Genomic DNA, 26,980 nt, shown 5'->3' on the forward strand with positions numbered 1-26,980 from the left:
CGATCTGTCTGATGTACGCGTCCGGGCTGGGCACCATCTGTGGCGCAAGAACTCAGGGAACGGAGCCCCGTCATGGGCAAGAGAGCGAATATCCGCGCCGCGCGGTACGCCAGTGAGGCGTCCGCGCGGGAGCTGGCTCGGGCCAACGAGCTCCACCACCGCGCCGAGGTGCAGCGGCGCGCGATGATGACCCCCGAGCAGCGGGCGGAAGCCGACTTCGTGCTGGAGGTCGAGCGGACCCGTAAGGCGGGGGAGTCGGCGGCGAGCCTGCGCGCGTTCACGATCGTGCTGGTCGGATTCGTCGTGGCCTGCATGATCGCGGTGAACGCCACCGGGTGGCTGTTCCTCCCGATCATGGCTGGGGTGATCTGGTGGGCGTCAGTCGCCTACAAGCTGCGGATGGGCGAGCTGAATCTGGAGCTTTCGAACATGGTCGCGCCATGGGACAAGAAGGCCGCCGAGTAGCTCCGCCCTCGGGGCAGCATCCCCCGGCCACGTGAGCCGACTCTAGGTGTGCGAGCAGTGCGTAAGGTGAGCCGCCGCCCGGCTGATGACCGTGGATGACCGGCGGATCGCCGCCGCTCGACCCCCTGCCCAGATCGGGCGTGGCGGGGCCGCCCGCCCCGCGATGGGTCACGCCGGCATTGCTCGCGCCAGCACCGGGTACGCCAAGTGAGTCACGGGTCGATCCCCGAGTTCGTCGTCGAGCTCGTAGCCGTGCTCAGGTGCTTCGACGGTCTGTTCGCGGGCGGCGAGCGCGAGCGTGACGTCCCGCTCGACGCTGGTCAGAGTGGGTCGTGGGTCTTCATGTCGGAGGTATCGCCACCCTGCGAGCTCGGGTGCCACGGTCTGCTGGACGAGGCGTTCGGCGAGGACGGCCATCTCGACCGGCCCGATCCCGCCGGGTACGGGGGTGAGGCGCTGGGGGAGTGAGGTGGCCTCGGCCGCCAGGTCGCCGCGCGGGCCGTGTGGGGTGGGGTAGAAGAGTCGACGACGAGCCGGTGTTCGGAGTGCAGATGCTCGCCGGTGAGCAGGCCCGGTACGCCGGTGGTGGACAGGACGACGTCGGCGTCGCGGACGCGGTGCAGGTCGTCTCCGGCGTTGAGCAGGATCGGGTCGTGGCCTGCGTCTCGGAGGAGCGCAACGACGCCCGAGCCGACGAATCCGCTGCTTCCCACCACGGCGACCTGCTGGGTGCGGTCGAGGTAGGGCTCGGCGATGCGGACGATGCCGTCGGCGGTCGCGCACGCCAGCCGGGGCGCGAAGATGCCGAGGGAGTCGAGGTCCTTGCTGGGGTCGATCTCGTTGAGCAGGGCCCGGAGCGCTGCGGCGCGGGAGTCTGGACGATGACGCCGGCGACGTGCTCGTCGCGATTCGCCTCGGTGATCAGCGTGGCCATGCTGTCGAGGCCAATGCTGTCGGGGACGGTGTGCAGCACCGGCCGAGCTCCGAGGTGCTCGAACAGCCGGAGTTTCTGCTCTGCCGAGATCCGGGAGGCCTCCATCCGGGCGTTCCACTCGAGGTCGTTCTCGGTGCCCGGTGTGAAGCGGACGATCACGACCTGGGTGTGCCGGTCGTGGAGCTCGTCGGCGAAGGCACGCTGGTAGCTGTCGCGGACTTCTCGCAGGATCGCTCGGCCAGGGATGTGGCGGTACTCGGATGCGGGTGGCATCAGGGGCGGGCGGTGTCCTTGGCCAAGGCTCTGCGGGGCTGGGGCAGGTCCCAGGGCAGTGCTGCGAGGACCTCGTCGACCGGCTGCAGGTGCAGCTCATCGCTTAGGGCCTGTGTCTGACCAGGGTCGAGGAGGACGGTGCTGTCCCAGCCCGGGGTCCGGTAGCGGTCGATGGACCAGTCGAGCTCGACGCGGGTGAGGGTCTCGGGTCCGCTGGGGTCCGGTGTGGAGAACGGCCCGTGGTGGACCAGCCAGGTGATGGCGGCGGGATCGACGCTGCCGGGCACGAGCTGGCGCACTGCGGTGGTGGCTGCGCCGGCGATGTCGGAGAGGACGTAGTGGCCGCGCGGGTGTCCGGAGAGCTCACTGAGCACCACGGTGAGCCGCATCCGGTCGGGGCTGTGTGGGTCGCGGGTTCCGCGGAGTCGGGCGAGGCAGCTGGTCTCGGCCCCGTAGCGGTGCTGCCAGCTCAGGATCGCGTCACCGGCCAGGGCGAGGCCGGGTGTGGTGGGGACGCGGTTCATGGGTGTCATCGTGGATCACCAGCTCGCTTCTGTCGCCCTCGGCGGCGGGGGATCGGGGGGGGGGTGGGTGGCACGTGTTCCTCGAGCAGCCGCAGCAGCAGCCCGTCGTGGCCCGGAGCGGCGACGAGCTGCAGCCCGACCGGGCAGCCGTCGCTGGTGAACCCGGCGGGGATGCTCACCGCGGGGTGCCCGGTGAGGTTGAACGCCCAGGTCAGGGCGACGCTGAGGTGGGTTCCGGGGGCCGTCGTGCCCGTGCGGGCGACCGGGGGTGGTCCCGGTCATCAGCAGTCGGTGCCTCGAACAGGGCGGCCAGGATGGCCTCGTTGTCGCGGCCGGCCATCGCGCGAGGCTGCCCGGGCCCGGTCGGGGTCGCCGTGGCGGGATCTGCCGTCGGCCTACGGGAACTCGAAGACGTCTATTCACGGCATCGCCGCTGGTCGGGGGATGGCACGTGGGAACGGATCTTCGACCGGCTGCGGGTGGGATGCGACTTGGACTCGAGTTCGGAGTGGACGGTCGGGATCGACGCGACCGTGGCTCGCGGGCACCAGCACGCCGCGGGTGCCCGGCACGCGCCGCCTACCGACATCCCGGCTGAGAGGCTGGTGGGGCTGCGTGCCGAGGCGGTAGTGGACCGTGAACCGGGAACACTGGGCCGGTCGGCCGCCATGGACCCTGCCGGTGACACAGGGGGCTGGGTCGAATGACAAGAATCCAGCGCCCGCACGCGCTGATCGGGAGGCGCTCGGGCGCTCGCGCGGCGGGCTGAGCACCAAGATTCACCTGCTGGCCGACGCCCGGTGCCGACCGCTGGCCCGGGTGCTCACCGCCGGACAGCGCCACGACTCGGTCGCGTTCGAGCCGCTGATGGGGCGGCTCCGGATCCGCCGGCGCGGGCGGGCCGGCCAGGCACCCGACCCGGCAACCTGCTGGGTGACAAGGCGTACTCGAACCGCACCTTCCACTCTCACCTGCGGCGACGCCGGACCATCACGACGATCCCGGAGAAGAGCGACCAACAGAACACCCGCGCCGCGAAGGGCGCCGGCGGTGGCCGAGCATCGGCATTCGACCCCGAGTCCTACAAGGGCCGCAACACCGCCGAGCGCCTTCAACAAGCTCAAGGTGTTCCGCGCGATCACCCTGCGCACCGATAAACGCGAGTACATGTTCCAGGGCACCGTGAATGTCGCCTCGACCCAGATCTTGGCTCCGCGACCCTGTCGACCAAGATCCGTGAGAGGCCGCCTAGAGGCGTGGCTCAGTGCCAACGCTCCGGGATTCCGGTCGCCGGAGGCGATGACAGCACTCGGAACGGCGACGGGTGACTTCCCTCCAGATCGCCGGAGAGCTACCTGATTCCTCCATTGGGTTGATGATCCTTACCCCTGAGCAAGCGATTGTTTCCCTCGGACAGACTGCCCCTCGTCATTCGCAACTAGCATCGCTCCCGCGTTATGTGATATTGTTACCTCGGGAGGCCAGAGGCCAGAGGTAGCAGCAATATCGCCTTCGAATCGCGCATAGAATTGGGCACCGCCGTCGAATCTCGCGTTCCGAAAGTTGACAACGTCACCGAAGATTGTATTGGTGAACTTTGCGGAGCCCACAACGCGGGTACGATCGAAGTTCGCAAAGAACTTGAAACTTGTGTCCGAGAAGTTGGCGCCACCCCAAAAGTGGGCCCCGGAGAAGTCAGCGAACTGCTGGAATTCGGACAGTTCAAAATGAGCGTCGCCTTCTACGTCAGCGCCGTCGAGCTTGAGAAACTGCACGTTCCACCTGTCAAAGCGCATGTCAAATAGGCATGAATTCGCCAAATTGATCAGCAGGTTTGGCCAGTGCATCGAGTCTGGGCCACCTTCGCGCCCCGACCTTACCGCATGCAGATGAAGGATTTGCTGGGCCGTCTTCCGCACTTCTAACTCTTCGCTTCGGCGCCTGTTCTCCTCGCAGTCAGTCTCCGGACCATCTGCACTGGGGGCAACAGGCTTATCGTATGGCATACGGAGGTATGCACAGATTAGATTTACGACAGTCTGCTGTTCCGACCTGTTATCCTGCCCAATGCGTTCGAGAGTATAGAGGCCAGCAAGTCTCACGGGCGCCTTGTCACTACCGAGCTGCTCTGCGGCCTTGGCGTGCTGCTCCGTGATCCTGCGGGCTAAGGCGTCCTTCTCCGCCTGCTCGGCTACGCGGTCTCGCTGATCATGGTCCCGCTTGGACGCTAAGCGGGTGTTCTCTGCGATCCTCTCCGTGATCCTCTGACGGTGAAAGGCCAGTAGTAAGGCGAACACACCTCCGGTGCCGGCCGCCGTCGTCAGGCCGGTCCGGATGGCGTCGATCTTCCTACCCGGGTCGTCACCGGCGATCGTGTAGAGCCACCACGTCAACGGTGCTGCCACGAGGACGACGGCTACCACGGCCAGGACGACGTACCAGGCGGACAGTGGTCGTAGTGACTCGTCCACCGGCGACGGCTTGTTGTCGGTGTCTGCGAGCTTCTGACGTCGCCCTAGCGGCATTCGCCGATCTTGACATAGCTCCGTGCTCTTTTGGGAGTCCTTGGCTTACCTTGCGCCCGGTCGTTGCGACGGGCGAGCAAGACCTCAGTCCATGGCAGTCTCGTAGGCATCAATCCAGCAGTATGTCGACCTACTTCCTGCTTCCGGCTTCTTCAGGTTAGATAGTTCATACGCCCCCTCGACGGAAACGGTATTGCGCCCTCGGTAGCCTATATTGTCAGACCCGACGTTCTCACCTATCAGATAGAGCTTTAGCGTTGTCATTTTTCCCGGGTTCTGCGGGCACTGCGTTGTTGGCAATTCGATATGCGGTGGAATCATCCGGGCCTCGTTTTGGAATTTCTGTGCCGTGTCTGTCGACTTCACTAGTCCCCTTTCGGCCGTGATTCTGATCTGGGCATACTTGCCCTGAACTATCGCTGCCGAACCACGGCGCTCAGCAATTGCAATCAGTTGGCCACTGACCATGTCTGCTTGCCCGGGTGTTTTTAGGACGGTCTCTGCCCCGACCAACGGTGCGGTTGCAATTTTGGGACCTGTGTCAAACAACAAACTGATCAATGCGGTCGCGCCGGCGAGCGCCAATGCCGCACCGAATATGGAGCCTACAACCCTGACTATAGTTTTGAGGGTCTTCCATCCAGCCTCGTCGTCGCTACTAGCTTGCGACTCAGTCGGTATCCTCTGCGTATCCATGACCTCACCTTCCGTAGCCGTCGGTGCGTCATGTCCTCGGGGTGATCTAGATACCCGTAACGGTCTCGCCGTCGTCACTATTGGGGATTTGTGTTCTGTGGCTGCTGCGGCCGGACCACCACGTTGCCCAGGCTTCCTGGAATCCCGATGCTTGCACGCTGGCCGGTCGTGTCCGCAAGCGGCGTTGCCCTGTCTCTTCACGATCTTGAAGGCTGATCGTGGTCGATCACTTACCGGGAACGCGCCGCGATCACAACCGCCCTCGGCAAACGCATCTGGACCGCCGCGATCGACACCGACGGCGACACCCTCGTGACGGGGGCCGCGGGCTGACCTCACACCACCGCAGCAACGACCAGGACGGAGCACCCGGCAGAACAGCAGGCCGGACACTCCGCCATGCCCCCCAACCCACGGGCGCGTGAACCCGCCTCAACCAAGATCAATCCACGTCGACGTGAATCACCAGGGCTAATCTGAGCCAATTCCGGTCCCTCGCAAACGTGAGCCGTTGAACGCGCCACCGGGGGCGCAGCGCCGCAGGTCAGCAAGTATCTGACCCGCGGGTGCAGGGATGTGTCCACTGCCTGCACGCTCTCCTCTGGTAGCGCGCATCCACGGCGCATGACGGAGGGGATTCTCAGGATGCTGGGCTACTGGCTCTTTCGGTATCGGTTCGCGAGGTCGCGAAGCATCTCGAGGGAGTCTTCCTCGGAGAGCGCGAGGTCGGTGAGCTCGGCGTGGAGCTGCTCATACATCGCGATGGAGTCCGCGTCCTGGATGAGGGTGCTACCGGACTCGGTTCCGACGAGGGCCTGGGAGTCGTCGTAGAGGTGAAAGCCGGACACGGGGGCGGGTCGGGGCGCGACGCGGTCGAGCGCCAGGACGCGGAAGCTCACGTTGGGCTGGGCGGCGACGCGCGCAATGCTCTCCAGCTGGGCGGCCTGATAGGCGAAGCTTCGGACCGGCCAGCGCAGCGCCTGCTCGTTCTGGATCAGGTGCCAGCGGCGCCACGGGTCTGCGAGTAGTTGTGCTCGCTCCATGCGTGCGTCGACCGATTGCGCGGCGTCTTGGGCGTCGAGCTGCGCATCGGGGGTGAAGACGGCGGCTGCGTAGTCCCGGGTCTGCAGCGGCCCGATGATCACAGATGGGTGGTAGGAGCGCACGAGCTGCGCCGTGCGTTCGGCCTCGTGGATGCGCCACTGGAACCGGTGTGCGCTGCCGGCCTGGAGGACGAGACGGGCATCGACGCGCTCGGTCTCCAACGCGCGCGCCTGTGCGACGAGGTCGTCGATGCGTTCTGGGGTGAGGGTGCTGTGTTCGTGTTGGGCGTAGACCTCGAGCACGGCGCGCACCAGCCGTGGTGTGGGCCGGGATTCACCTGCCTCTGTGCGCGAGAGGGAGGATTGGCCGACCCCGGCTGCCTTGCGGGCCTGGTTCTGACTGAGCCCTGTCTCCTCGCGCAGCGCGCGCAGCAGCTCCCCGGACAGGGTGTCCGGGGAGCTGCTCGCCCGCGCACCTGTCACGGGTTCAGGCCGCCCGCCGCCGCTGGTGCAGCTCGGGGTGCCGATCCCACCAGGTGGCAAACGGCTCGGCAGCGGAGTGGGCGTCGTCGCGCGCATGCAGGTACGGCGCGATCGTGGTCGGGTCGGTGACGAGGTCGGCCCCGAGGAAACGTCCGTGCTCGTCGTAGCGCATCGGGATGAGCAGGACGTCGTTGACGAGCCAGAAGTCTTCGCGGATCACGCTGTCGGGCATCTCGTGCTCACCGTCGCGGAGCACGTAGATGTCCTCGCCGGCGACGGCGTTGTGGACGTAGCACCACTCGGCTTCGTACCGCTCGTACTCGGTCATCGCCTCGGAGAAGACCCGAACCCGGTACGAGACGAGCCCACGCTGCTCTTCGGCCCGCAGGATCGCGAGCCACTGCTCCTTGCGTTCCATGTCCGGGCCGTCCGCGCCGGCGAGGAACCGCTGGAAGTCGCTCTCCTCTCCGGCGCTGGCCATGTAGCGGGGGAGGCATTCCATGCGGAAGAGCTGGTCCCCCGCGCGCTGGAAGTGACGGTCGATGGCAGCTTCGAGCTGCTTCTCGTCGATCATGCTCCTACCCCCTCAAGTGCTCGGGCTCGCACGGTGCCGAGCTGCTCGCGCTCGGGGTCCCACAGGTTGGCGAACGCGATGAGCTCGACCTCATCGATAACCTGGGATGAGATCACGTACACCCGATCGGGATGCACGCCAGGGCGAGCCGTACCGCGCGTCCGGGCGACCGCTTCACAGGCGTCCGGGAGCAGGCCAGGCGGCATCCATCCGAGGATCTCGCCGTCGTCGAGCAGGTGGGCGAAGGCTGCGTGCTCGTGCGTGGTGGGGCGCTTGGAGACGACCCACAGGCGGTCGGGTGCGCCGACGACTTCATGGACGGATGGACAGACGCGGCCTTCGCCGCACTCGTGCGCGGTCGTGACGAGCGTGCGGATCTCGAGGTGGTGCGCGTGCTGGGTCATCGGCTTCCCTCCCGGTCAGGGTGTGACCGGGTCAGTGTCCGGCGGGGCCCACAGGCTAGTCAATCGGTCGCTGGATAACCGACAGGTCCGGCTGTTCTACTGTCGCTTGTTATCCATCGTATCACTGGATAGCATGGTTCACGGTTCGTCCGCGACCAGTGCAGTGGGCGGCCCCGGCAGATGCAGCCACATCTGCCGGGACCTCATGGATCGCACGCACCAGACTTCGACCTCCGAGGAGTACGACCCATGTACAGGATCCCAAGGAGTCCCGAGCGCCCTGCGTTCCCCCCAGCACCGCGGCCGGCGGCCGTTCGGCCAGCCGCGCCCCTGCGGGCGGTACCCGACGGGCCAGGCGAGACGACGCCGATCACGGCGATCGAGGACGGCCTCGAGCACGAGGTGGCCGCGGAGGAGCTGCGCGCGGGCAGCGTGTTCGGTCGGTACCGGGCGTTGTGCGGCGCGGTGATCGGACCGGTGGCGCTGACGGTGCCGGCGGGGGTCGCGTGCCGGTGCTGCGCGGTGGAGGTGGATCCGGCCCCGGAGTCGCGGGTGAGCGACGCGCGCCGGTCGCGGCGAGCCACGGCGGCGTGGCTGCGGGGGCTGCGGGCACGCACCGCGCGCCGGGACGCGAGCCCGGCCGGTGCGGGGGAGGGCGGCGATGTCGCCGCGTAAGACCGCCGAGTCGATGCCGGGGCAGGCCGAGCAGCTGGCGCTGGAGGCGCAGCGGGCCGCCCGGGTCCGGGCGTTGTCGACCAATCCCGATGTGATCGCGCTGCAGGTCGAGCGGGTGCGCTCGCAGGTTGATGTTCTGATGTGGACGGGGATCGTCCTCGGCCTGGCGTTCTGCATGACCAACGTGCAGAAGTTCGCCGCGCGTGACGCGGTCGCGTGGTCGCCGGAATGGCTGGCGGCGTGGTTGCTGGACCCGATGGTCTCGCTGGTGTTGATCGCGGTCATCCGTGCGGAGCAGGTCACGGCACGCTGGCAGGTGGCCAGCACGCCGTGGGCGCGGCGGGCGCGGTGGACCACGCTGGGTGCGACGTATGCGATGAACACCTGGGTGGCGTGGTCAGAGGTCGACCTGGCGATGATCTTGCTGCATTCGGTGCCGCCGCTGGCGGTATTCGTGGCATCTGAGGCGGCCCCGGGTCTGCGGGATCGTCTGACGGCGGCGGTGCATGCCGCGGCGGCAGCGGATGCGTCGGTGCTGCGCACCGGGGCGGTGACGGTGGGTGAGGCGCTGGCGGCCACTGAGCAGTTCGACGCCGCGCCCCCTGAGATCAAGAATGGCGGGGGTGCTGTCGCGCCGCCGGAGTCCGAGGGCCCGCACCGCCTGGGGGCAGCCGGTCTGGGGCCTTCGTCGCGGCGGTGGGAGCGCGAGGAGCTACTGGACGCCAGCCCGGAGACGCGGGTGGCGCAGGTGATGGACTTGCTCCGCGCCGGTTTGGTGCCGGCTCAGGACCTCACCGGCGAGCAGATCGGTGTGATCTTTGGGCAGTCGCAGCGGACGGGCCGCCGGGATCTAAAGGAGGCCCGCCGTCGGCTCGACCTCGAGGACGCGGCGGACGTGGCGCCCGGGTGCAATGGGTTGGTCCTGCTCGGTCCCGGAGCGAACCGCCACCTGGAGGTGGGAGCGTGAGCGCGACGGAGCTGCGCAGTGTGAACTCGGTTGAGCCGTCGGGCCGCGATCCGGAGCGCCTCGAGGACTCCGCCCTACCCACGGCGGTAGGCCAGAGTCTCAGCCGCGCGGCCGCGTTCCGAGCCGCGGTGACCCGTTTCGTCGCGGCGGTGTGGTGGTGGGCCGCGTGGCCGGCGCTGCGTGCAGGGGTGTCCTCGGTGGGGTGGGCGCACTTGGTCGAGCGCGCCGCACCGGTGTTGTGCCGGGGCCGGGCACAGGTCGCTGCGCTCGTCTGGCTGGCGATAGGTACGGCGCTGGTGTGCTGGCCCTCGCCGGCGGCGTTCGCGACGGGCGGCGTCCTGGTCGCCACCGGCGCGGTGCTGGGCATCCGCAGCGGTCTGGGCGCCGCGCTCGCTGCAGCCGGGGTGGTGGTGGGCCTGGGCCTGTGGTGTCTGCCGACGATCGCGGTGATCGTGGGGTCGGTCGCAGTCGTCGTCGGGGCCCTGGTGGTGGCGCTGCCGGTGGCGCGTGCGGTGTATCCGCACAGTGTGCGGGGGCGGGTCCGGACCGCGTTCGGTACGGACGGGTGGGCCGGTTGGTGGGATCTGCACCGGCACCTGTCGGCGCACGCGGTGCGGGCAGCGGCGGTGGCGACCCGGCCGAGTGTGGCGGCCGAAGTGACCCGCCCCGGGACGAGCCCGCGGCCGGCGCCGGGTCGGGTGGAGCGGGTGCCGGTATCGAGGTGCGGAACCTGGCTGGGCCGCTCGGTGGTCGGGCCGGTGCTGGGCCTGGACTGCTATGCCGCGCACCGGGACGTGGTCGGGCAGGTCGCTCCCCCGCAGACCGGCAAGACCGCGCTGCTGGGGCACCACATCCTCGATCACTGCGGACCGGTGCTGGCGACCTCGACGAAGATCGATCTGTTCGAGAATTGCGCCGGAGGTCGGGCCGAGCATGGGCCGGTGCATCTGTTCAATCCGGAGGGTCTGGGTGATGTCGGATCGACGGTGTGGTGGTCTCCTGTGGCTGGCTGCGCTGATCCGCAGGTCGCGGCGGCGCGGGCCGGGCTGATGGTGGGCGCGATCGAGACCGGTGACGACGGCGGGGATCGTTGGGATCAGTGGTCGGTCAGCGTGCTGGCGGCGCTGTTGATGGCGGCGGATCTGTCCGGGCGGGACATGGCAACGGTCGCGCGCTGGGTGTTCTCGCCGTCGGCTGATCCTCGCACCGGCGGGGCGGGGGAGGCGCTGGCGCTGCTGAGCGGCGCCCCTGCGGGACGGGTGCCGGCCGGGACGGTGGATGCGCTGCGCCAGATCCTGGCTACCGACGCCCGCAAGACCCGCGACTCGATTTTCATGACGCTGTCGGAGGCGGTGAAGTTCATGACCGATCCGCAGATCGCTGCGGTGGCGTCACCGTCGCCGGGGGCCAACGAGTTCGATGCCGTGGAGTTCGTGTGCGGGCGGGGGGCGCTGTTTCTGGTGGGCTCGGATCGCGAGCATGCCTCGATCGCGCCGCTGCTGGCGGCGCTGACCGGGCACGTGTTCGAGACGGCGAAGCGGGTCGCCGCCACTCGGCGGAAGGGGCGGCTGGATCCTCCGCTGGGGTTGTTCTTGGACGAGGCCGCGCTGATCACCCCCGTGCCGCTGGATCGGTGGGTCGCTGATGCCGGGGGCCGTGGGATCCACATCGAGTGGGCGGTGCAGTCGCCCTCGCAGCTGGCTCAGCGGTGGGGCGCTCGGGGCGCGGACACGATCTGGAACGCCACGAACGCCAAGCTCGTCTACGGCGGACTGACCCTCGACGACGATCTGGAGAAGGTCTCGACGCTGTGCGGGCACCGCTATGAACCGACGCCGTCGGCCGACGGCAACGAGCGCTACGAGCGGGTGCGGGTGTGCCCGCCGGATCGACTGCGGCAGTTGCCGCAGTGGCACGCGGTGCTGATCCACCGGGCGACTCCGGCCACGATCGTGCGGATCACTCCGGTGTGGTCGCGCAAGGATCTGCTCCCGCCGCCGACGGTGCCTGCCGCGCTGGAGCGTGCGGCGTCCACCGTGGAGAGTGGTACCGAGCCCGCGAGCGGTCAGCAGGCCGCCTGAGCGGAACCGGTGGAGGCGACGACCAGTGGTGAGGCGAAGGGAGTCCAGCGGTGAGCAGTGACGGGCCGGGGCCGCCGCCGGCCGCCCCGGGTGGCGGGCGACCGCGGCCGCACACCGTCCAGCTGGGCGAGGAGCTGCTGGCGCTGCGTCGGGAGACCGGAGAGCACGCCCGCCAGCTCAGGGAGACTGCTGGGCACGTCGCCGAGATCGCCGATCACCTGTCGCGGCTGAGCCCGCGGGTCGATGACCTCGAGCGCAGCGTGGCCGGCCTGGCCGGCGCCATCGAGGCCGCCGCTCCCGGGGGCGAGGGCGCCGACGACGAGGCGTTGTCGCTGACGCCTGCGGTGCGGTGGTCCCAGCTCGGGCCCGGAGACCGGCACGCTGCCTGGGATGCGCTGGCCGGGTTCGTGTCGCAGGTACTGAATGCCGAGTACCGGCTGACTCGCGCGGAGCTGCCGGACTGCTGGCCGGCGCATCCGCGTGCGGTGCGGGAGCTGGCGTGGCTGCGGGCCCTGCATGTCGATTCCAGCGCCCCGGGGGTTCGCCCGGATCTGGTGGCCGAGTGGCATGTGCGGTGGCTGCCGGCGGCCCTGACCAATCTGGCGTCGGCGATCGATCCGCGGGAGTGCGCCCCGGGCAAGCACCGGCTGACCGAGGAGGAACGGCACCAGTACCACCAGCGGTGCGATGAGGCCCGGCAGGCGGGTCAGGCGGTACCGGAGCTGAGCGCGGAACGGAGTCCGGACCGTCCGCGCTACCTGCCGGAGCGGTTCCCGCCGCGGCGCAGCTACGACGACGACCCCACCTACGATCCCGATCGGAGCGGGCCCCGGCTGCTCGACAAGGACACTCCGGCCCCGCCGAGCACCCCGGACTGCTGGTGGCAGTACTTCCTCGACGCGCGCATGGCCGACATCGGTGGCACGGAGGACGACGCCCCGGGAACCGGGCACGCAGTGAGGTGAGCGGCGATGCGGTACCGACCACCTGGTCACCGGGGACGGCGCACCGGAGGCCGGTCTGCGAGGCCCTCGAGATCACCCGACGGGCGGGCGCTGCGCCGGTCCCGGTTCCCGGGGCGGCGGCGTTCGCCGAGCTGGTCGCGCACGACATGCTCGGCTCCGCCAATCTCCGGCGGCTCCGGGAGGAGACCCGCTGGCGCCGTCCGGCCCAACCCGGCTGGGTCGGCGACACCGCCCGCGGCCGTGTGGAGTCGGCGGATCAGGCGTCAGTGTGGGGCGCACCAGACCGCGTGCCGCGGTTTGCCCGGTCCGATGGGGTGGCCTCGCACGCGGCCGGGCCGGCTCATGCGCGGGGGCGAGACGCCAACTAGCCCATCCCCATGGAGCGGGTGGCGATCGCGGCTAGCGTCTCGGCCAGGACGTCCCGACCGACGCCCGCGACGCCCGACGCCGCGCGTTGCAGTCGTGAGCGCCGTTCGGGCTCGGGCTCGTTCTCCGCGGCCTCGGCCAGCGCGGCAATGATCTGGTCGGCGAGTCGGTCCGCATCGCTCGGCCATGCTCCGGAGCGGACAAGGCCGCGCTCGGTGACGCCGGAGATCAGTCCCACGGCGTTGCGCCCCGGGGCGTCCCCGGCCGTCTTGACATAGCCGTTGTCCACCAGTCGCCGGACTGAGCGTGCGCCGTCGGCCGCGGTGACTCCGAGTTGCGTGAAGATCGCCTGCGCGTTCAGGAAGTCCTCGCCGTCTACTTCGGTCGCGCGCACGATCGCGGTGAGCACCCGCGAGTCGACGTCCCAGAGGAAGGGCAGCGGCTCGTCGCTCATTTGCTCTCCGTCCGCTGAACGGCCGGCCGGTCCAGCCGGTCTCGCCGGTGAGGTCCCGGCACGCCCGTACGGTGTGGCGTGTGGGACGACGGGGGCGTTCGGCGACAAACGAGGGCGAGGGGCTCGGCCGTGTGGTCGAGCAGAGCACGGGCGGTTGCGCCCGGCACACGACGGCGGCCGCTTTGTGTGCTCCAGCAGGTCGAAGGTGTGATGGTCATCGGCCCATCGTGGCCGCGGTGCGAGCAGGGCCCGTGGTGGGCGCCACGCGGGTTGATGTCGCTGCGCCGCATCGGAAGTCGGGTACCCGGAGGACCAGACGCAGATCCGCGGATCTCATGCGATCAGTAGCACCCCCGGGTGTGCGTGTGTCCCGTCCATGCAGCTCATGGCCGTGAGCAGCCGCGGTCGGCCGCCCCTCCCCTTGGCGGGGTTCACGCGCGAGGACGACGTCGGGTGCGGCGCAGACCACCTCCGGCCGGAGCCCCGGCGCGCCCGGTCGGTGTCGGCTGGGCCGTCTCGTGGTCGTCGTCCCGGAGTGCGGCGAGCTCCTGGCGGTGCTCGTCGCGTAGCTCCTCGAGCTCGCGCCCGTGCTGCCGCCGGGCATCAGCGATCCGCTGCTCGGCGTGGTCACGCTCGACTTGCACTGCAGTCTCGAGGTGGCGCCACGCCTGTGCGACCTCGGCGGCCGCAACGGCCTGCCCAGTGCGGGCTTCGTTGACCTCCGCGGTGAGCCGCTCGATCGTGGTCTTGGCGTTGGCGACGTCGGTCCGCAGCTCATCGGCCTGCTGCCCGACCCGGTCACGCTCTGCGGTGATCGTTTCGATGGCCCGTTCCTGGCGTTCGACCGTCTGTTGTGCCTCGTCGGCACGCCGCGTCTCAGCGCGCGCCAGTTCGACGTGCTCGTCGGCGACCTGCTGCGCGTGATCGCGTTCGCGGCGCGCCTCGTCGCGGTCGACGGTCGCTGTGACGAGCTGCTCGTCGAGGCGATCGGCGCGTCGCTGGAGCTGGTCGCGGTCCTGGGTCGTCTCGGCCAGTTGGCGGCGCGTTTCCGCCAGCTGGGCCTGCTGGGCGGCCAGTTGCTCGCCCAGATCGTCGGCCCGGGCCTGTGCCTCGTCACGCTCGACGAGCGCGGTCTCGGCAATCCGCTCGGCCTCAGCCCGGTCAGCCTCGGCTTCCTGCGCAGCGGCTTCTGCCCGTCGGCGTCCCGCTTGCTCGGACTCGACCCGTTCCTCGGCGGCGTCGATCTGGGTGCGGGCTTCGCGCTGGACAGCGGCGATCTCGGCCGCGGCCGCGTCCGGATCGGTGGCCTCACCCATCAGGGCCGCAGCGCGTTCGACGTACTCCCGCATGGCTCGCTCGTGTCGCTCGACGGTGCTGCGGATGTCGTCGCGGAGTGCTTCCAGCCCGGCGCGCGCCAACGAAACTGGCCGCTCGACGGCGGCCGACTCCTGCTCGACGTAGCGGGGCCGAAGCCGGCCCTCACGCGCCTTCTGCGCGTTGAGCCGGTTGTGGCGGACACCGTCGACGACTTCGCCGCAGTAGCTCGGCGGTCGGCCGGCGCCGTCGTACTCGATGGGGTTCGGGCAGCTCCCCACGGGCCACTGGCACGCCAGGCGCTGTCGGTCGCCGTCGGATGCGGTGCTGCCGGCGTGCTCGACCATGCCGACAGCTTACCACTTTTATTTCGTATCAGCCATTCGTATCGTTACGTAAGACGAAACGATACAAAAAAGCGGCGGCGTCACCTCGGTGTGGCCCGGCCGTCTACGGTCGCCGACGTCCGGGTTGGGAGCGCCAACCCGAGCCCGGTAGCGACTACGAACCCAACCCCGTCGCGACGACGTGACCCGTCACGCTGGTCAACCCGTGGCGTTGTCACCCAAGGGGGAGAAGGGCTGCTGGAGAGCCACATCGGAGGGGCTGCGGTCGTCTTGCAGGCCCACAAAGCTCGCGTGCCGGAGCTGCCCTGCCCGGGTGAGCTGCCGGTACTGCACTCGTCCGACGAGAATCGGCTCGACCCAGTGCACGGGCGGGCGCGGGGTCCGTCGCCGGGCGAAGGGGGAGCTGGGCAAGGTGGCGGCTGTGGGGATCGCAGGAGTGTCCCTGTGCAAGGGGATCAGGCGAGTGAGTAGGTGGCGGCTAGTGGTCTGGCTGAACCCGGTCCCGACCTCACCGGCCGGGATGAGCCGGGTGCCGTCGCCGATGGCGACGTGCAGGGAGCCGAGGCTCTGGCTGCGACCGCTGGCAGGGGACCAGCCGAGGATGACGACGTCGGTGCTGTGCCGGATGGGGTGCTTGACCCAGGCCCGGCTGCGGCGCCCGGATTCGTAGCGACTGGCCCGGCGCTTGGCGATGACGCCTTCCAGCCCGTGCGCGGCCGCAGCGGTGAGCAGGTCCTGCATGCCGGTACCGGGCCAGTTCGGTGGCACATGAAGATGAGAAGGGCCAGCGAGGTTCAGAGCGTGCAGGTGTTCTCGGCGCTGGTCGTAGGGCAGGTCCAGCAGTCGTCTGCCGTTCTCGACGAGCAGATCGAACACGACCAGGGTCACTGGAGTCTCGGCCACGAGCTCGGGACGGGGTGCGGTGTGGCCGAGGCGCCGCTGGAGCAGCTCGAAGTCGGGTCGGCCGCGACTATCGAGGGCCACAATCTCGGCGTCGACGACGACGTCACGGCCAAGTTCCAGCGTGGCCAGTTCCGGGTAGCTGCGGGCGAGGTCGCGGTCGTTGCGCGACCACAGCCGCAACGGGCCTTTGGGGTCCTCCGGGCAGTGCACTATGGCGCGGACGCCGTCGTATTTCAGCTCGACCGCCCACCGGTCGTCGTGGGGGAGCGGCCCGGTGGTGGCCAGCATGGGCCGGATCCCGTGGGCTGCGGCGCTCATGGCTTGATCCTGGACCGCCGCAGCCGGCGTGGCAGCACGGTCCCGGTCCGCCCGGTCGGTTGTTGTTGTCCCCGGGTCTCGCGGACGCGGCGCAGGTGCTCGCTGAGCGCCTCCTGAGCGGCTCGCCGCGCGCCGCGCCCGGCCGGCCGGTCGAGCAGGGCCCGGTCGAACCCGACCTCGCGCCGCACACCCTCAGGCTGCGAACCGGCGTGGCCGGCGCGCATCTGGCCGATCTGCACGGCGCGGATCTCGTGCAGGCGACCGTGCCACGGTCGCAGCCGCGCGCCGATGACGCGTAGCGGATCGCGCGCGCCGGAGCTGATGTCGCCGCGGCGCAGCTCGGGGCGGTCCGGGTGGTACTCGAGTGCGTGGAGCAGGCCGGCGACGGTGGCACCAGCGTCCCACCACGGTTTGAGTAGAGCCCGGGCCCGCCAAATCTCGATCTTGCCACCTTGTCGGCCTCCTAGGCCGAGATGTGAGAGGAAGGTGAGGGTGGCTGTGTTTCTGGCGCCGGGGGTGTCGGGGACGTCGTAGGGGTGCCAGTTACGGGTTGTGGTGAGTGGTGTCCGTCTGCCGCCCGTCAAGGGCTTAGAACTCACGTGAGAAGTGGGGAGGTCGCCACTTCCATCCACAGTGCACTGACCAGCAGCGCCGTGCGGATGCTCGAGGTTGGACTGGGCGGGCTTGAGCACCGGTAGCGGGCTGTGCGCCACGAGGGCGTAGGTGGGAGTGCGGCCAGTGGCGGTGCCGAGGAACTCTGCGCTGGCGCCGGGCTCGACCACGACGAGTAGGCCGCGGTCGCGGGCCCAGGCCAGCACGCGGCTGACGGTGCGCGTTGCGCGGGCTCCGGCGGCAGCGAGGAGCTCGGTGGTCAGGCCGGTGACCAGGCCGGTTTCCCAGTCCATGTGGCAGATCAGCCGGCGCAGGATCGCCGACCAGCTGCGGCGTTTGTCCGAGCGCCAGTCTTCCTCGTCGACCAGGCGTACGACGTAGTCGAGGGCCTCGCGCTGGGAGGTCAGCACGCGGTACTCCTGGTCGATGAAGTGCCGCCACCCCGGGTGCGGGGTGAAGCCGCGCTGGTGGCGGGCTCGGGCTCGGGCGATCCCGCCCCGGCGGGCCCGCGTACTGGGCGCCTTGGCGTGGCTGGGCCGACCGGGGCCGCTGCTCGGTCCGGTGGCCGTGCGACGGGCGGCGCGGCCGCGGGGGGCGCGCCGTACCGCGGCCGTGCCGCGGATCCCGAACGCCGCGGTTGGTGGCTGCTCCCCGAGGGGCAGCTGATGGAGCAGGCAGAGCTGGGAGGGGCCGGAGGCCAGGGTGAACGCGCCGTGCTCGTAGCAGCGCACGCAGAACCCGGTGCCCGCCGCTGGCGAGCGCTCTGGTTCTGGGCACGACGAACTCGCCCCGTGTCTGTGATGGCTGCGCTCCGGCCCAGGATGTATCCTGGACACGCGAAAGCGCCCCTTCTTGGACGGTTGGGGTTTCGCCCCGGTTCGCCGGGGCTACGGCGTCGCCTCGGGTGCTGGACCGAGTGACGCGAGAACGAACGGAGGCGGCCCCCCGGCCAGGGGGCCGCCTCGTTCTCGTTATGAGGCCTTGTCTAGTGGCAGCTCCAGCTCCTCCTGCGGCTTCTTACGGTCGTGCTTGGGCAGGCAGTAGTCGGGGACGGGGAAGCCGAGGGCTTCGCCGAACACCTTGGTGACGGCGTCGCCGACAGCGATCCCATCACGTGCGGCGATGGCCTCGGCGGCCTCGCGCATCTGGCGGGGGAGACGGACGTGGGTGGCCACCCGGTCTCCACGATGCGGCTGCGGCATGCGGGTGTTTCTACCTCACGTCTCGCGTGGGTGGCGTGCGGCACGCCGAATCCGATTCCGCTTTGCGCGCCGAGTTCACTCGGGTGTGGCAGTCGCGTCCTGCCCCTGTTTGACGCGATGGGACGCGGTTCAGGCGTCTCCTTGCCGGCGCACCCAGTGGGCGAGCAGTGGACCGGGGACGTCGGCGTGGACGATCGGTACGCCGTCGAGTTCGTCGTACTCGGGCAAGAGGTCCGGGGGCAGGACCCAGGTGACGTCGTCGGCGAGGTGGTGGCGCTTCAGGCGGGACAGCACGGGGCGCCCGGCACACAGGGAGCGGGCGACGACCTGCTGGTCGACTTCCTGGCTCATGGCGCCAGTGTGCTCTCGGCCACGCCGATTTCATCGGCGACGCGCGGGCAGAACCGTCCGGCGGGCTGTGCCGGGTCGGCGATCTCGCAGGATGGGTCGCAGGTGGTGTCCGTGCAGGTCACCGCGTGATAGAGGCGCTGCATCCAGCTCACGACGCGAGCCTGGCACACGCCACCGACGATCTGCCGCGATCCGCGCCGGTGCGCGGCCGTCATCCTCCCGTCCACGGGCGCCGAGGACGGCAGCTGGGGACCGAACTGCAGGCGCAACTTCGGACTAGAGCTCACGGGATAGTTGCGGTTACTGAATAATCATGATTATCTGAGGGCATGGTTGAGGGACGGAGGCGCTTGGGCGCAGGCAACGGCCCACTTCGCCGGTGGGGGGCGCAGGCAGAGGCCGGCCGGTGCGTCAGCTCTCTACGCACCCGCGACGCGGCACTGCTGGTGTGGGCAATCGGTGGGTCTGTCTCACCGTCAGAGCCTTCACGTGGCGCGGGGCTGGCATCCGGGAGCGGGGCACGGACGTGAAGCCGAGTCGGGCACACGACGCGCCCCCGCCAGTACCACGCGCCGTTCGCGAACAGGTGCGCGAGTCGCTGCTGGACGCTGCGGCAAGTGTGTTCGCCGAGCGCGGCTATGACAGGAGCCGGCTGGCCGATATCGCACGGTTGGCCGGTTTCACTACTGGCGCGGTCTACTCAAACTTCGGCAGCAAGCACGGTCTGTTCTCGGCGTTGCTAGCCCGCCATGCCGCTGAGCAGGTCGTCGCGGTTCCCGATCTCGTCAAGGGCGAGCCCGGACCACACGCGACCGGTGTACGTGCTGCCGAAATCCTCGCCGACCAGGTGGTGGACAACCTGCGCTGGCACCAGTTGGTCGTGGAGTTTACCTCCCGCGCCGGTCGCGATCATGAGGTGCGAGATGCCTTCATCCCGCACTCGCGTGAATGGCACAGGCGAGTCGCCAAAGTCTTGACCGACGAAGCGGAACGGCTTGGACTGCGATTGGTGGTCGACGCCGACGTCGCCGCAGTGGCCTTCCTTGCAACCAGGGACGGGCTAGTCCTCCAGCATTCCGCGGATCCAGACCTAATCGATCGCGACACATTCGCTCAGGCGCTCGCCGCGGTACTCAAGGGCCTGATGACGCCCGAGCCCGGCTCCCGACACCAGCAGCCGCCAGCCACGAGCACGCCCCCCTCGCGCTTGCCTCAGCACCTCACAGACGGGTGTGACTAACGATAAGACAGCTCACGCCCTCGCCTCTTCACCCGATGGGGAGTATAAATGAGACTTGTCGTCGATCTAAATCGCTGTCAGAGCTATGGTCAGTGCGTCTTTGCGGCACCGGAGGTGTTCCGATTCCGCGGCGAGGAATCACTCGAGTACGACCATGTGCCCGACGAGACGAACCGCGAGGACGTGCAGCGTGCGGTTGCGGCCTGTCCCGTTCAGGCGATCAGGAGCGATCGAGTGGGCGAGCATGCTGTCGCGCCCGCCAGGCAGGGGGAGGGCCGGTCATGACTCCCGCATACTGTTCAGCAGTCTCCGCGCCCTCAAGACGAGTGGTAGTGGTCGGTGCCTCGCTCGCTGGGCTTCGTGCCGCGGAGGTGCTGCGCGACAACGGCTTTGACGGTGAGCTGACGTTGATCGGAGACGAGCCCGACGAGCCCTACGACCGGCCACCGTTGTCGAAAGCGGTGCTGTCCGGATGGCTGACCACCGACCAGATCTGGCTGCCGCAATCCCGTGACCTCGATGCGCGGTGGTTACTTGGTACCCGGGCCGCCGGACTGGACGTGCCGCGGCGCGAGGTTCTCCTCGCCGACGGGCGTCGAATCGGGTTCGATCGGATGTTGATGGCCACGGGAACCCGTGCGCGGCCCTGGCCGCAGCAAGTCGAGAACTCATTGACCGGCGTGCACGTCTTGCGAGGCCGTGACGACGCCCACCGGCTACGCGCTGAGCTGGCAGCCGGGCCGCGACGGGTGCTGGTCATCGGCGGTGGCTTCATCGGCTGTGAGGTCGCATCCTCGTGCAAGGAGCTTGGGCTGTCCGTCACGCTAATTCAACGCAGCGGTGCCCCACTGATCAGCGCAGTCGGAAGTGTCGTCGGAGGATTTGTCGCCGAGCAGATGCGCGAGGCCGGGGTCGATCTGCGGCTCCACACGACCGCCACACGGTTAGAGGGGGACCAATCAGGCCGGCTATGTCGGGCCACTCTGTCCGACGGCCACGTGCTGGAGGTCGATGTGGCCGTTGTAGCGCTCGGTTCGATACGCAATATCGAATGGCTGGATGGTGCCGGGCTCGCCGCCGACCACCGCGGGGTGGTCTGCGACGCGGCCTGCCGCGTCTTCGATGCCGAAGGCGTGATCACCGATGACCTGTTCGCCGCCGGGGACATCGCCCGTTGGCCGCACCCGCTCTACACCGGCGAGCTGATCTCAATCGAGCACTGGAGTAACGCGGTCGATCAGGCGGCGATCGCAGCCCACAACATGCTATGCTCACCCGCGGCTCGCCGGGCCCATCAATCGCTGCCCGCATTCTGGTCTGACCAGTTTGGACTGAATATCAAATCCATCGGGCTTCCGAACCTGGCCGACCAAGTCGTGATCGCACAAGGGACCCTCGACGCGCGATGCTTCGTCGCAGCGTACGGCCGCCACGGCCGGTTGGTGGGGGCTGTAGCGATCAATTCCCCCCGCGTGCTCGACGGCTACGCCTCATTGATCGAGGCTCGGACGTCGTTCCCACCGGTGCTCAATGCTCCCGATGGCCCCCCACAGCCCCATGTTGTTGAGGCGGGTTTCCCCGAGTACAGCTGACGCGGCCACCGCCGCTCTGCAGCCGTCGCCACCGCTGGGCGGGGCCCAGTTAACCACCCTGCTGGTCGGGAGGTCGCCGTCGCCGTGCTCGACGACCCGCGCAAACCCCGACCAATTCTCAGGCACTTTGACTATCATTTATTGCGGAGGAGCAATGATCGGTCGCGCGATGACGGGTTCCATGGCAAACCCTGCATCAATTAACGCCACGAACGTTTTCGCCCAGATCCTCGATGCTGCGAATCGTCCCGATCCATACCCATTCTACGCCCGTCTCCGCGATCAGCCGGTGACGCAGATCGACGAGCACGCGTGGGTAGTCAGCACCCATCGTGAGATCACCCGGTTACTCCGTGACCCCCGCATCAGCGCCGACCGACGCCTCGAAGATGCGGCGAGCAGCCAACCGCCGAGAACGGATGGCACGCCCCGTACCGTTCCATTCATCCGCCAGGATTTCCAGCGCCAGGACCCACCAGACCATGACCGGCTCCGCCGCTTGGTGATGCATCAATTCGTGCCACGAACCATGGGGATGCGTGACCACATCGATGACCTGGTTCAGCGCTCCCTCGATGTTCATGCCACCCAGGAAGCAGGCCAGCTCGACATCGTGGCCGACCTTGCGTATCCGCTACCGGTCACCATCATCTGCGAGATCTTGGGCGTGCCTCAGGAGGATGAGCCGAGCTTCCGAGAGTTTGCCCGCATCCTGACCCGGAGCCTCGACCCCATCGAGTCCCTCACTGATGACGAGCAGCATGAGATGCAGGCGACCGCGATGGAGTTCCGCGACTACCTGGTGGATCTGATCCAGAAGCGCATGGCGCATCCCGGTGACGACCTGCTGTCCGGTCTGCTCGCCGGCGGCGACCCCGCTGGGTCGATGGAGCTGGTAGACGTGGGCGCCACGCTTGCGTTGTTGCTTATCGCTGGTCACGAGACCACGGTCAATCTGATCGCGAATGGCACCCTGGCGCTGATGCGTCACCCCGAGGTCCTTGAGCGGTTGCGCGACAACCCCGCCTTGGCCACCTCACTCGTCGAGGAGGTGCTGCGTTACGACCCACCGGTCCAGATGTCCGGGCGTAGCACGTTGGCCGATATCGAGATCGCAGGCGTCACCATTCCGCAAGGCGACCGCGTGAGCCTGCTACTTGCGGCGGGTAATCGCGATCCTGACCGGTTCACCGAACCCGACTTCTTCTGGCCCGAGCGACCGAACAACGCACACCTCGCTTTCGGCGGCGGCATCCATTACTGCATCGGCGCCACCTTGGCCCGAGCCGAGGCCCAGATTGCCCTGAGCGCGGTCGCCCGCAGGCTCGAGAATCCCCGCCTAGTGATGGATCCACCGCCCTATCGAGCCAACGCCGCCCTCCGCGGCCCAGATCGGCTGCCAATCGCCTTCGATCAGCTTCTCGCCCCTGACAGACCGTAAGAGCAAAGCCAGGGCCATTATCCGCGACGCCACCAAATCGCGGGGGAGTGTCCGATCTCTGCGGCACTGGCTCAGAAGCGCTGGGGTGGGGTTCAGCTGAGCAGGACCCGTTGCGAACCCAGGACCGGTCAACGCGGCGATCTCGCGATTCAGCTGACTGACGCGACAGCCCAGCCGATAGCAGGACAGGTCGGAAGTGCGGTCCGGACGGATGCTCGGCGTACCTGCGACCGGCTCGCCGCGCTCGTGCACGCCGTGGACGTCGTCTGCGTCACCAGAGTCCGGGGCTGCTGTTCGACGCCGTGAGGCCCGGGCCGGGCGGCCCGCTGCACCGCAGGCCGAGCCGTGGATCCTGGACTCGGCGTTCCCGTCCTGGCGGACCGCGCCGTTGGTGACCCTGCTCGACGGGCATCGCCCACACGCTCGCGTTCCTGGCCGGGATCAACCAGGTTCCGGCAATCCATCTGGGCGTCACCCGGTTCGGCCAGTCCGGCGACCTCAACTCGGTCTACGCCCACCACAGCCTGGACGCCGACTCCGTGGTCCACGCCGCACTGAGCCTGCTCTGAACGATCGCGGCCGGCCGGCTGGCGTGCGAGGGCCGCGGCCGGTGTCGGCCGGCAGCGACTATGCCACCGCGACAAGGAGGCAGGGTCTCGAGGTATCAGCTGCGGCGCCAGATCCCGTTCTTGGTCTGAGCCAGACTCAGCTGGCGCGGGTCCCGGCACACTCCGTTGGCGCGGTGGGCATCCCACAGGTCGGGGTCGTCGAACACGTGCCCACAGCCGCCATGGCGGCGACAGCAGTGCGCGCGGTCCGGCCCGACCCAGCTTCGACCACAGCACGTGATCCGGACAATGGTGCTCACCAGGTCGGACATCTTGCCACACCGAGTCTTACTGTGGAGCTTGTCAGACTGATCGGTTGGCGATCGACCAGCACGGAACGCGATGCTCTGTGTCCAGGGCTTCAAGAAGCGTCACGCGGTGGCCGGCCGTCCTACACGAGGCTCCGCCCGTTACCGAGCCCGGGATTACACCACTACTGGGGACGTCACCTTCGGACTTCGGAGTGTCCGCGGACTTGGCCGGACGGGGCGGGTGCCCCGTCACTTCCGCTGTAGCGGGTCCAATGCGGCTTCGTCGGTGCCTATCCCGCGCGGGCGCTCGGCCCGGGTCGAGCCCAGAGCCCACTCTTCGATCACCTGTCGGCGCCCAGGCACCACCGGCTACCTGCTCGACCAGACCCCCAGCTGGGCGAGCTGCGGGCCGAGGGCGAGCCGCCGCCGCTGGGACCGTTCCGGACCTTCCAGGTGCCGGTCGCCAGGATCGCCGAGCTGACCGGCCTCGACCTCGGACCACTGGCCGCGGCCGACCGCATGCCGCTCCCGGCTCCGGCGCCGGGCACGCTTGCCGAGCGCGCCGTCGGCCTCACTCCTACACCGACATCGGTGGGCGCTGAGCTCAGGCGTGCGTGTCCGGGTGTGGCATGCGACCGCCGATCCGGCTGCCGGTCGACTATGGCCATCACGCCGCCCCGCCGCTGAGCTTGGACGTGCCACCAAAGCTCACTGCCACTGAGACGGACGGAGAACATTTCAACTCTGCGCGTTGGTTGCCGAGACGCCCTTTGTTGTCGCTTGCCACGATCATGGGACCGGCTGAGGCGTAGTTCTGCCACGAGCATGGGACCACCTGTTTGCCAGTGATGGGACCACCTCGGCGTGGCTCCCCTCCGGTAGGTCGTGCGGCCGCTGTGGTCGACCGCATGAGCTACCGGGAGGTGTCCGTGATCGAAGTCAAGGAGATCCTGCGGCTATGGCTGGACGGCCAGTCGCTGCGGGCGGTGACCACGCTGGCCGGGGTGGACCGCAAGACGGTCCGCCGCTACGTCGAGGCCGGCAAGGCCGCCGGACTCGACCGCGACGGCGGGCCGGGCCAACTCACCGACGAGCTGCTCGGGACGGTGGTGGCCGCCGTGCGCCCGGCGCGACCGCGGGGCACCGGAACCTCCTGGGAGATCATCGCCGGTGAGCGAGAACGGATCGCCGGCTGGCTGGGCGACGGGCTGAGCTTGGTCAAGGTGCACGTGCTGCTCGAACGCCGCGGGGTGACGGTGCCGTATCGCACGCTGCACCGCTTCGCGGTCGCCGAGCTGGGATTCGGTCGCCGTCGCGCGACCGTCCCGGTGGTCGACGGCGAGCCGGGCGTGGAGGTGCAGGTCGACTTCGGACGGCTCGGGCTGATCCCGGACCCGGCCCGCGGCAACCGGCGAGTGACCCACGGGTTGATCTTCACTGCGGTCTACTCGCGGCACCTGTTCGTGTTCCCCGCCCACCGACAGACCCAGGACGAGGTGATCGCCGGGTTCGACGCCGCGTGGGCGTTCTTCGGTGGAGTGTTCGCCGTGGTCATCCCGGACAACCTGGCCCCGGTAGTGGATCGTGCGGATGCGCTGTTCCCGCGGTTCAACGACGCGTTCCGGGAGTACGCCCAGCACCGCGGGTTCGCGATCGACCCGACCCGGGTGCGACACCCGCAGGACAAGCCCCGTGTCGAGCGGGCGGTGCAGTACGTGCGCGGCAACTTCTTCGCCGGCGAACAGTTCGTCGACCTGGCCGACTGCCGGGCACGCGCCGTCCACTGGTGTACCCACGTGGCCGGCAGGAGGATCCACGGCAGCACCCGGGCGCGTCCCGGGGAGGTGTTCGCCGCCGAGGAGGCCCCGCTGCTGGGCCCGGCGCCGAGCGCGCCGTTCGCGGTCCCGAGCTTCACTCGCCCCAAGGTCGCCCGGGACCGCCACGTCGAGGTGGCCCGCGGGCTCTATTCGGTGCCCGGCGAGCTGATCGGGCAGCGGATTCTGGCCCGCGCGGACGCGAACACGGTCAAGCTCTACCACCGCGGGCAGCTGCTCAAGGTCCATCCCCGCCAAGCACCGGGACGGCGGCACACCGACCCGGCCGATCTGCCCACCGAGGTGTCCGCCTACGCGCTGCGTGATCTGGACGGGCTCGCCCGCCGGGCCGAGACCTACGGGCCGAACGTCGGCGCCTTCGCCGCCGCGGTGCTCGAGCACCCGCTGCCCTGGACGAAGATGCGGCAGGTCTACCGGCTGCTCGGGCTGGCCCGCCGCCACGGCGCTCAGGATCTGGACACGGCCTGCGCTCGGGCGCTGGAGGTCGAGGTGATCAACGTCGGGCTCATCGAGCGCATGCTCGCCCGCGGACTCCACCACCAGCAAGGCGACGACCAGCACCGCGAGGGGGCCGGCCCAGCGGCCACCGGCGATGCGGGCGCGACCGGTTCGGTGGTGCCGGCCGCGGGCCGGTTCGTCCGCGACGCCGACGAGTTCAGCACCAACTCCAGCAGCCGGCGGCCCTCATGACCAGCCGAACCCCGAAGCCAGCCACCCGCGCCGCCGGCAGCGGGGCGCCACAACGGGTGGAGGTCTCGGCCGAGCTCAAGGAGTTGATGCGCCGGCTCAAGCTCGGCCGCCTGCTCGACACCCTCCCGGAGCGCCTCGCCCTGGCCCGCACCCAGCATCTGGCCCACCACGACTTCCTGGAGATGCTGCTCGCCGACGAGGTCGGCCGCCGTGACCGCCAGGCCACCACTCTGCGCGCCGCGCGCGCCGGGCTCGACCCGAACATGGTGCTCGAAGCCTGGGACGACACCAGCCCGGTCGCCTTCGACCGACAGCTGTGGTCGGAGCTGTGCTCGCTGCGCTTCCTCACCGACGCCCACAACGCGCTGATCATGGGCCCGGTCGGGGTCGGGAAGACGTTCCTGGCCACCGCGCTCGGGCACGCCGCGGTCCGCCGCCGCTACTCGGTGCACTTCGAGCGCGCCGACAAGCTGTTCAAACGCCTGCGCGCGGCCCGCCTGGACGGCACCCACGACGACGAGCTGCGCAAGCTGCACCGCGTCGAGCTGCTCATCCTCGACGACTTCGCCCTGCACCCGCTCGGGAGCACCGACACCAGCGACTTCTACGAACTCGTCGTCGAACGCCACCGGCACGCCTCGACGATCACCACCAGCAACCGCGACCCCAGCGAGATGGTCACCATGATGGCCGATCCGCTGCTGGCCCAGTCCGCCATCGACCGGCTCCAGTCGGCCGCCTACGAGCTCGTCGTCGAGGGCGAGAGCTACCGGCAACGCCAGAAACCCGTCCCCGCCGGCCGCTCCGCGGCCGACGAAACCGCCGAGCAGAGTTGACCTCCCGACCC

Annotated in this window: 27 protein-coding genes; 12 read left to right on the forward strand and 15 right to left on the reverse strand. The window is 69.1% G+C overall.

Annotated features, from left to right (window positions below; genetic code table 11):
* Positions 1-72: 72 nt before the first annotated feature.
* Positions 73-465 (forward strand): hypothetical protein, encoded by a 393-nt coding sequence (locus tag H7X46_RS00140; protein ID WP_186357452.1) that lies wholly within the window; start codon positions 73-75, stop codon positions 463-465.
* Between the two features lie 168 nt (positions 466-633).
* Here the strand turns inward: H7X46_RS00140 and H7X46_RS00145 are convergent, their stop codons facing one another.
* A complete protein-coding gene (locus H7X46_RS00145; RefSeq protein WP_186357536.1) occupies positions 634-882 on the reverse strand; it encodes a hypothetical protein in 249 nt (82 codons plus the stop codon).
* A gap of 128 nt (positions 883-1,010) precedes the next feature.
* On the opposite strand from H7X46_RS00145, the gene H7X46_RS29255 reads away from it, so the two are divergent.
* Complete coding sequence (locus H7X46_RS29255; RefSeq protein ID WP_255426036.1) at positions 1,011-1,607, forward strand: hypothetical protein; 597 nt, start codon at positions 1,011-1,013, stop codon at positions 1,605-1,607.
* A gap of 64 nt (positions 1,608-1,671) precedes the next feature.
* Here the strand turns inward: H7X46_RS29255 and H7X46_RS00155 are convergent, their stop codons facing one another.
* From H7X46_RS00155 to H7X46_RS00185, 7 genes are all read right to left on the reverse strand, one after another.
* The gene (locus H7X46_RS00155; protein WP_186357454.1) at positions 1,672-2,196 is read right to left on the reverse strand and encodes a hypothetical protein; all 525 of its coding nucleotides are present in this window, start codon (positions 2,194-2,196) and stop codon (positions 1,672-1,674) included.
* 5 nt (positions 2,197-2,201) lie between these two features.
* Positions 2,202-2,411 (reverse strand): amidase family protein, encoded by a 210-nt coding sequence (locus H7X46_RS30455; protein WP_222131147.1) that lies wholly within the window; start codon positions 2,409-2,411, stop codon positions 2,202-2,204.
* Between the two features lie 1,167 nt (positions 2,412-3,578).
* Complete coding sequence (locus H7X46_RS00165; protein WP_186357455.1) at positions 3,579-4,721, reverse strand: pentapeptide repeat-containing protein; 1,143 nt, start codon at positions 4,719-4,721, stop codon at positions 3,579-3,581.
* Between the two features lie 84 nt (positions 4,722-4,805).
* Positions 4,806-5,417, reverse strand: a complete 612-nt coding sequence (locus tag H7X46_RS00170) for a hypothetical protein (RefSeq protein WP_186357456.1) — start codon at positions 5,415-5,417, stop codon at positions 4,806-4,808.
* A 653-nt stretch (positions 5,418-6,070) separates the two neighbouring features.
* Positions 6,071-6,943, reverse strand: coding sequence for a helix-turn-helix transcriptional regulator (locus H7X46_RS00175; RefSeq protein ID WP_186357457.1), 873 nt, complete (start codon positions 6,941-6,943; stop codon positions 6,071-6,073).
* A 4-nt stretch (positions 6,944-6,947) separates the two neighbouring features.
* Entirely contained in the window at positions 6,948-7,517 is a 570-nt protein-coding gene (locus tag H7X46_RS00180; protein WP_186357458.1) for a DUF6879 family protein, read from the reverse strand.
* Positions 7,514-7,921, reverse strand: coding sequence for a hypothetical protein (locus H7X46_RS00185; RefSeq protein WP_186357459.1), 408 nt, complete (start codon positions 7,919-7,921; stop codon positions 7,514-7,516). Before H7X46_RS00185 ends, H7X46_RS00180 begins: the two co-directional genes overlap by 4 nt.
* 402 nt (positions 7,922-8,323) lie before the next feature.
* On the opposite strand from H7X46_RS00185, the gene H7X46_RS00190 reads away from it, so the two are divergent.
* From H7X46_RS00190 to H7X46_RS00205, 4 genes are read left to right on the forward strand one after another with little or no spacing between them, the layout of a single operon-like run.
* Entirely contained in the window at positions 8,324-8,596 is a 273-nt protein-coding gene (locus tag H7X46_RS00190) for a hypothetical protein (RefSeq protein WP_186357460.1), read from the forward strand.
* Entirely contained in the window at positions 8,583-9,563 is a 981-nt protein-coding gene (locus tag H7X46_RS00195; protein WP_186357461.1) for a hypothetical protein, read from the forward strand. Before H7X46_RS00190 ends, H7X46_RS00195 begins: the two co-directional genes overlap by 14 nt.
* The gene (locus H7X46_RS30320; protein WP_186357462.1) at positions 9,560-11,644 is read left to right on the forward strand and encodes a TraM recognition domain-containing protein; all 2,085 of its coding nucleotides are present in this window, start codon (positions 9,560-9,562) and stop codon (positions 11,642-11,644) included. Before H7X46_RS00195 ends, H7X46_RS30320 begins: the two co-directional genes overlap by 4 nt.
* Positions 11,645-11,694: 50 nt before the next feature.
* Positions 11,695-12,609 (forward strand): hypothetical protein, encoded by a 915-nt coding sequence (locus H7X46_RS00205; RefSeq protein ID WP_186357463.1) that lies wholly within the window; start codon positions 11,695-11,697, stop codon positions 12,607-12,609.
* Between the two features lie 364 nt (positions 12,610-12,973).
* On the opposite strand, the gene H7X46_RS00210 is transcribed toward H7X46_RS00205, so the two are convergent.
* The 7 genes from H7X46_RS00210 to H7X46_RS00240 all read right to left on the reverse strand — a co-directional run bounded on the left by H7X46_RS00210 (position 12,974) and on the right by H7X46_RS00240 (position 18,628).
* Positions 12,974-13,429 carry a hypothetical protein gene (locus tag H7X46_RS00210; RefSeq protein WP_186357464.1) on the reverse strand — a complete coding sequence of 152 codons (456 nt, stop codon included), beginning with the start codon at positions 13,427-13,429 and terminating at the stop codon, positions 12,974-12,976.
* Between the two features lie 431 nt (positions 13,430-13,860).
* A complete protein-coding gene (locus H7X46_RS00215) occupies positions 13,861-15,090 on the reverse strand; it encodes a hypothetical protein (protein ID WP_186357465.1) in 1,230 nt (409 codons plus the stop codon).
* Positions 15,091-15,288: 198 nt separating this feature from the next.
* The gene (gene ligD / locus H7X46_RS00220) at positions 15,289-16,311 is read right to left on the reverse strand and encodes a non-homologous end-joining DNA ligase (RefSeq protein WP_255426038.1); all 1,023 of its coding nucleotides are present in this window, start codon (positions 16,309-16,311) and stop codon (positions 15,289-15,291) included.
* Positions 16,308-17,333 carry a hypothetical protein gene (locus H7X46_RS00225; RefSeq protein ID WP_186357466.1) on the reverse strand — a complete coding sequence of 342 codons (1,026 nt, stop codon included), beginning with the start codon at positions 17,331-17,333 and terminating at the stop codon, positions 16,308-16,310. Before H7X46_RS00225 ends, ligD begins: the two co-directional genes overlap by 4 nt.
* 561 nt (positions 17,334-17,894) lie before the next feature.
* On the reverse strand, positions 17,895-18,098 hold the full coding sequence (locus H7X46_RS00230; RefSeq protein ID WP_186357467.1) for a hypothetical protein: 204 nt from the start codon (positions 18,096-18,098) through the stop codon (positions 17,895-17,897).
* 156 nt (positions 18,099-18,254) lie between these two features.
* Complete coding sequence (locus H7X46_RS00235) at positions 18,255-18,476, reverse strand: hypothetical protein (protein ID WP_186357468.1); 222 nt, start codon at positions 18,474-18,476, stop codon at positions 18,255-18,257.
* Complete coding sequence (locus H7X46_RS00240) at positions 18,473-18,628, reverse strand: hypothetical protein (protein ID WP_186357469.1); 156 nt, start codon at positions 18,626-18,628, stop codon at positions 18,473-18,475. Before H7X46_RS00240 ends, H7X46_RS00235 begins: the two co-directional genes overlap by 4 nt.
* A 434-nt stretch (positions 18,629-19,062) precedes the next feature.
* Between H7X46_RS00240 and H7X46_RS00245 the strand changes: the two genes are divergently transcribed.
* The 6 genes from H7X46_RS00245 to H7X46_RS00270 all read left to right on the forward strand — a co-directional run bounded on the left by H7X46_RS00245 (position 19,063) and on the right by H7X46_RS00270 (position 26,969).
* Entirely contained in the window at positions 19,063-19,716 is a 654-nt protein-coding gene (locus tag H7X46_RS00245) for a TetR/AcrR family transcriptional regulator (RefSeq protein ID WP_186357470.1), read from the forward strand.
* Positions 19,717-19,764: 48 nt separating this feature from the next.
* A complete protein-coding gene (locus H7X46_RS00250; protein WP_186357471.1) occupies positions 19,765-20,001 on the forward strand; it encodes a ferredoxin in 237 nt (78 codons plus the stop codon).
* On the forward strand, positions 19,998-21,308 hold the full coding sequence (locus H7X46_RS00255; RefSeq protein ID WP_186357472.1) for an NAD(P)/FAD-dependent oxidoreductase: 1,311 nt from the start codon (positions 19,998-20,000) through the stop codon (positions 21,306-21,308). Before H7X46_RS00250 ends, H7X46_RS00255 begins: the two co-directional genes overlap by 4 nt.
* A gap of 154 nt (positions 21,309-21,462) precedes the next feature.
* Positions 21,463-22,749: a cytochrome P450 gene (locus H7X46_RS00260; protein WP_222131137.1), complete on the forward strand. Its 1,287-nt coding sequence runs from the start codon at positions 21,463-21,465 to the stop codon at positions 22,747-22,749.
* Positions 22,750-24,516: 1,767 nt separating this feature from the next.
* Entirely contained in the window at positions 24,517-26,133 is a 1,617-nt protein-coding gene (istA, locus tag H7X46_RS00265; RefSeq protein WP_186357473.1) for an IS21 family transposase, read from the forward strand.
* Positions 26,130-26,969 (forward strand): ATP-binding protein, encoded by an 840-nt coding sequence (locus H7X46_RS00270; protein WP_186357474.1) that lies wholly within the window; start codon positions 26,130-26,132, stop codon positions 26,967-26,969. Before istA ends, H7X46_RS00270 begins: the two co-directional genes overlap by 4 nt.
* Positions 26,970-26,980 lie beyond the last annotated feature (11 nt).

This window comes from Pseudonocardia sp. C8 (assembly GCF_014267175.1).
Taxonomy (GTDB): Bacteria; Actinomycetota; Actinomycetes; order Mycobacteriales; family Pseudonocardiaceae; genus Pseudonocardia.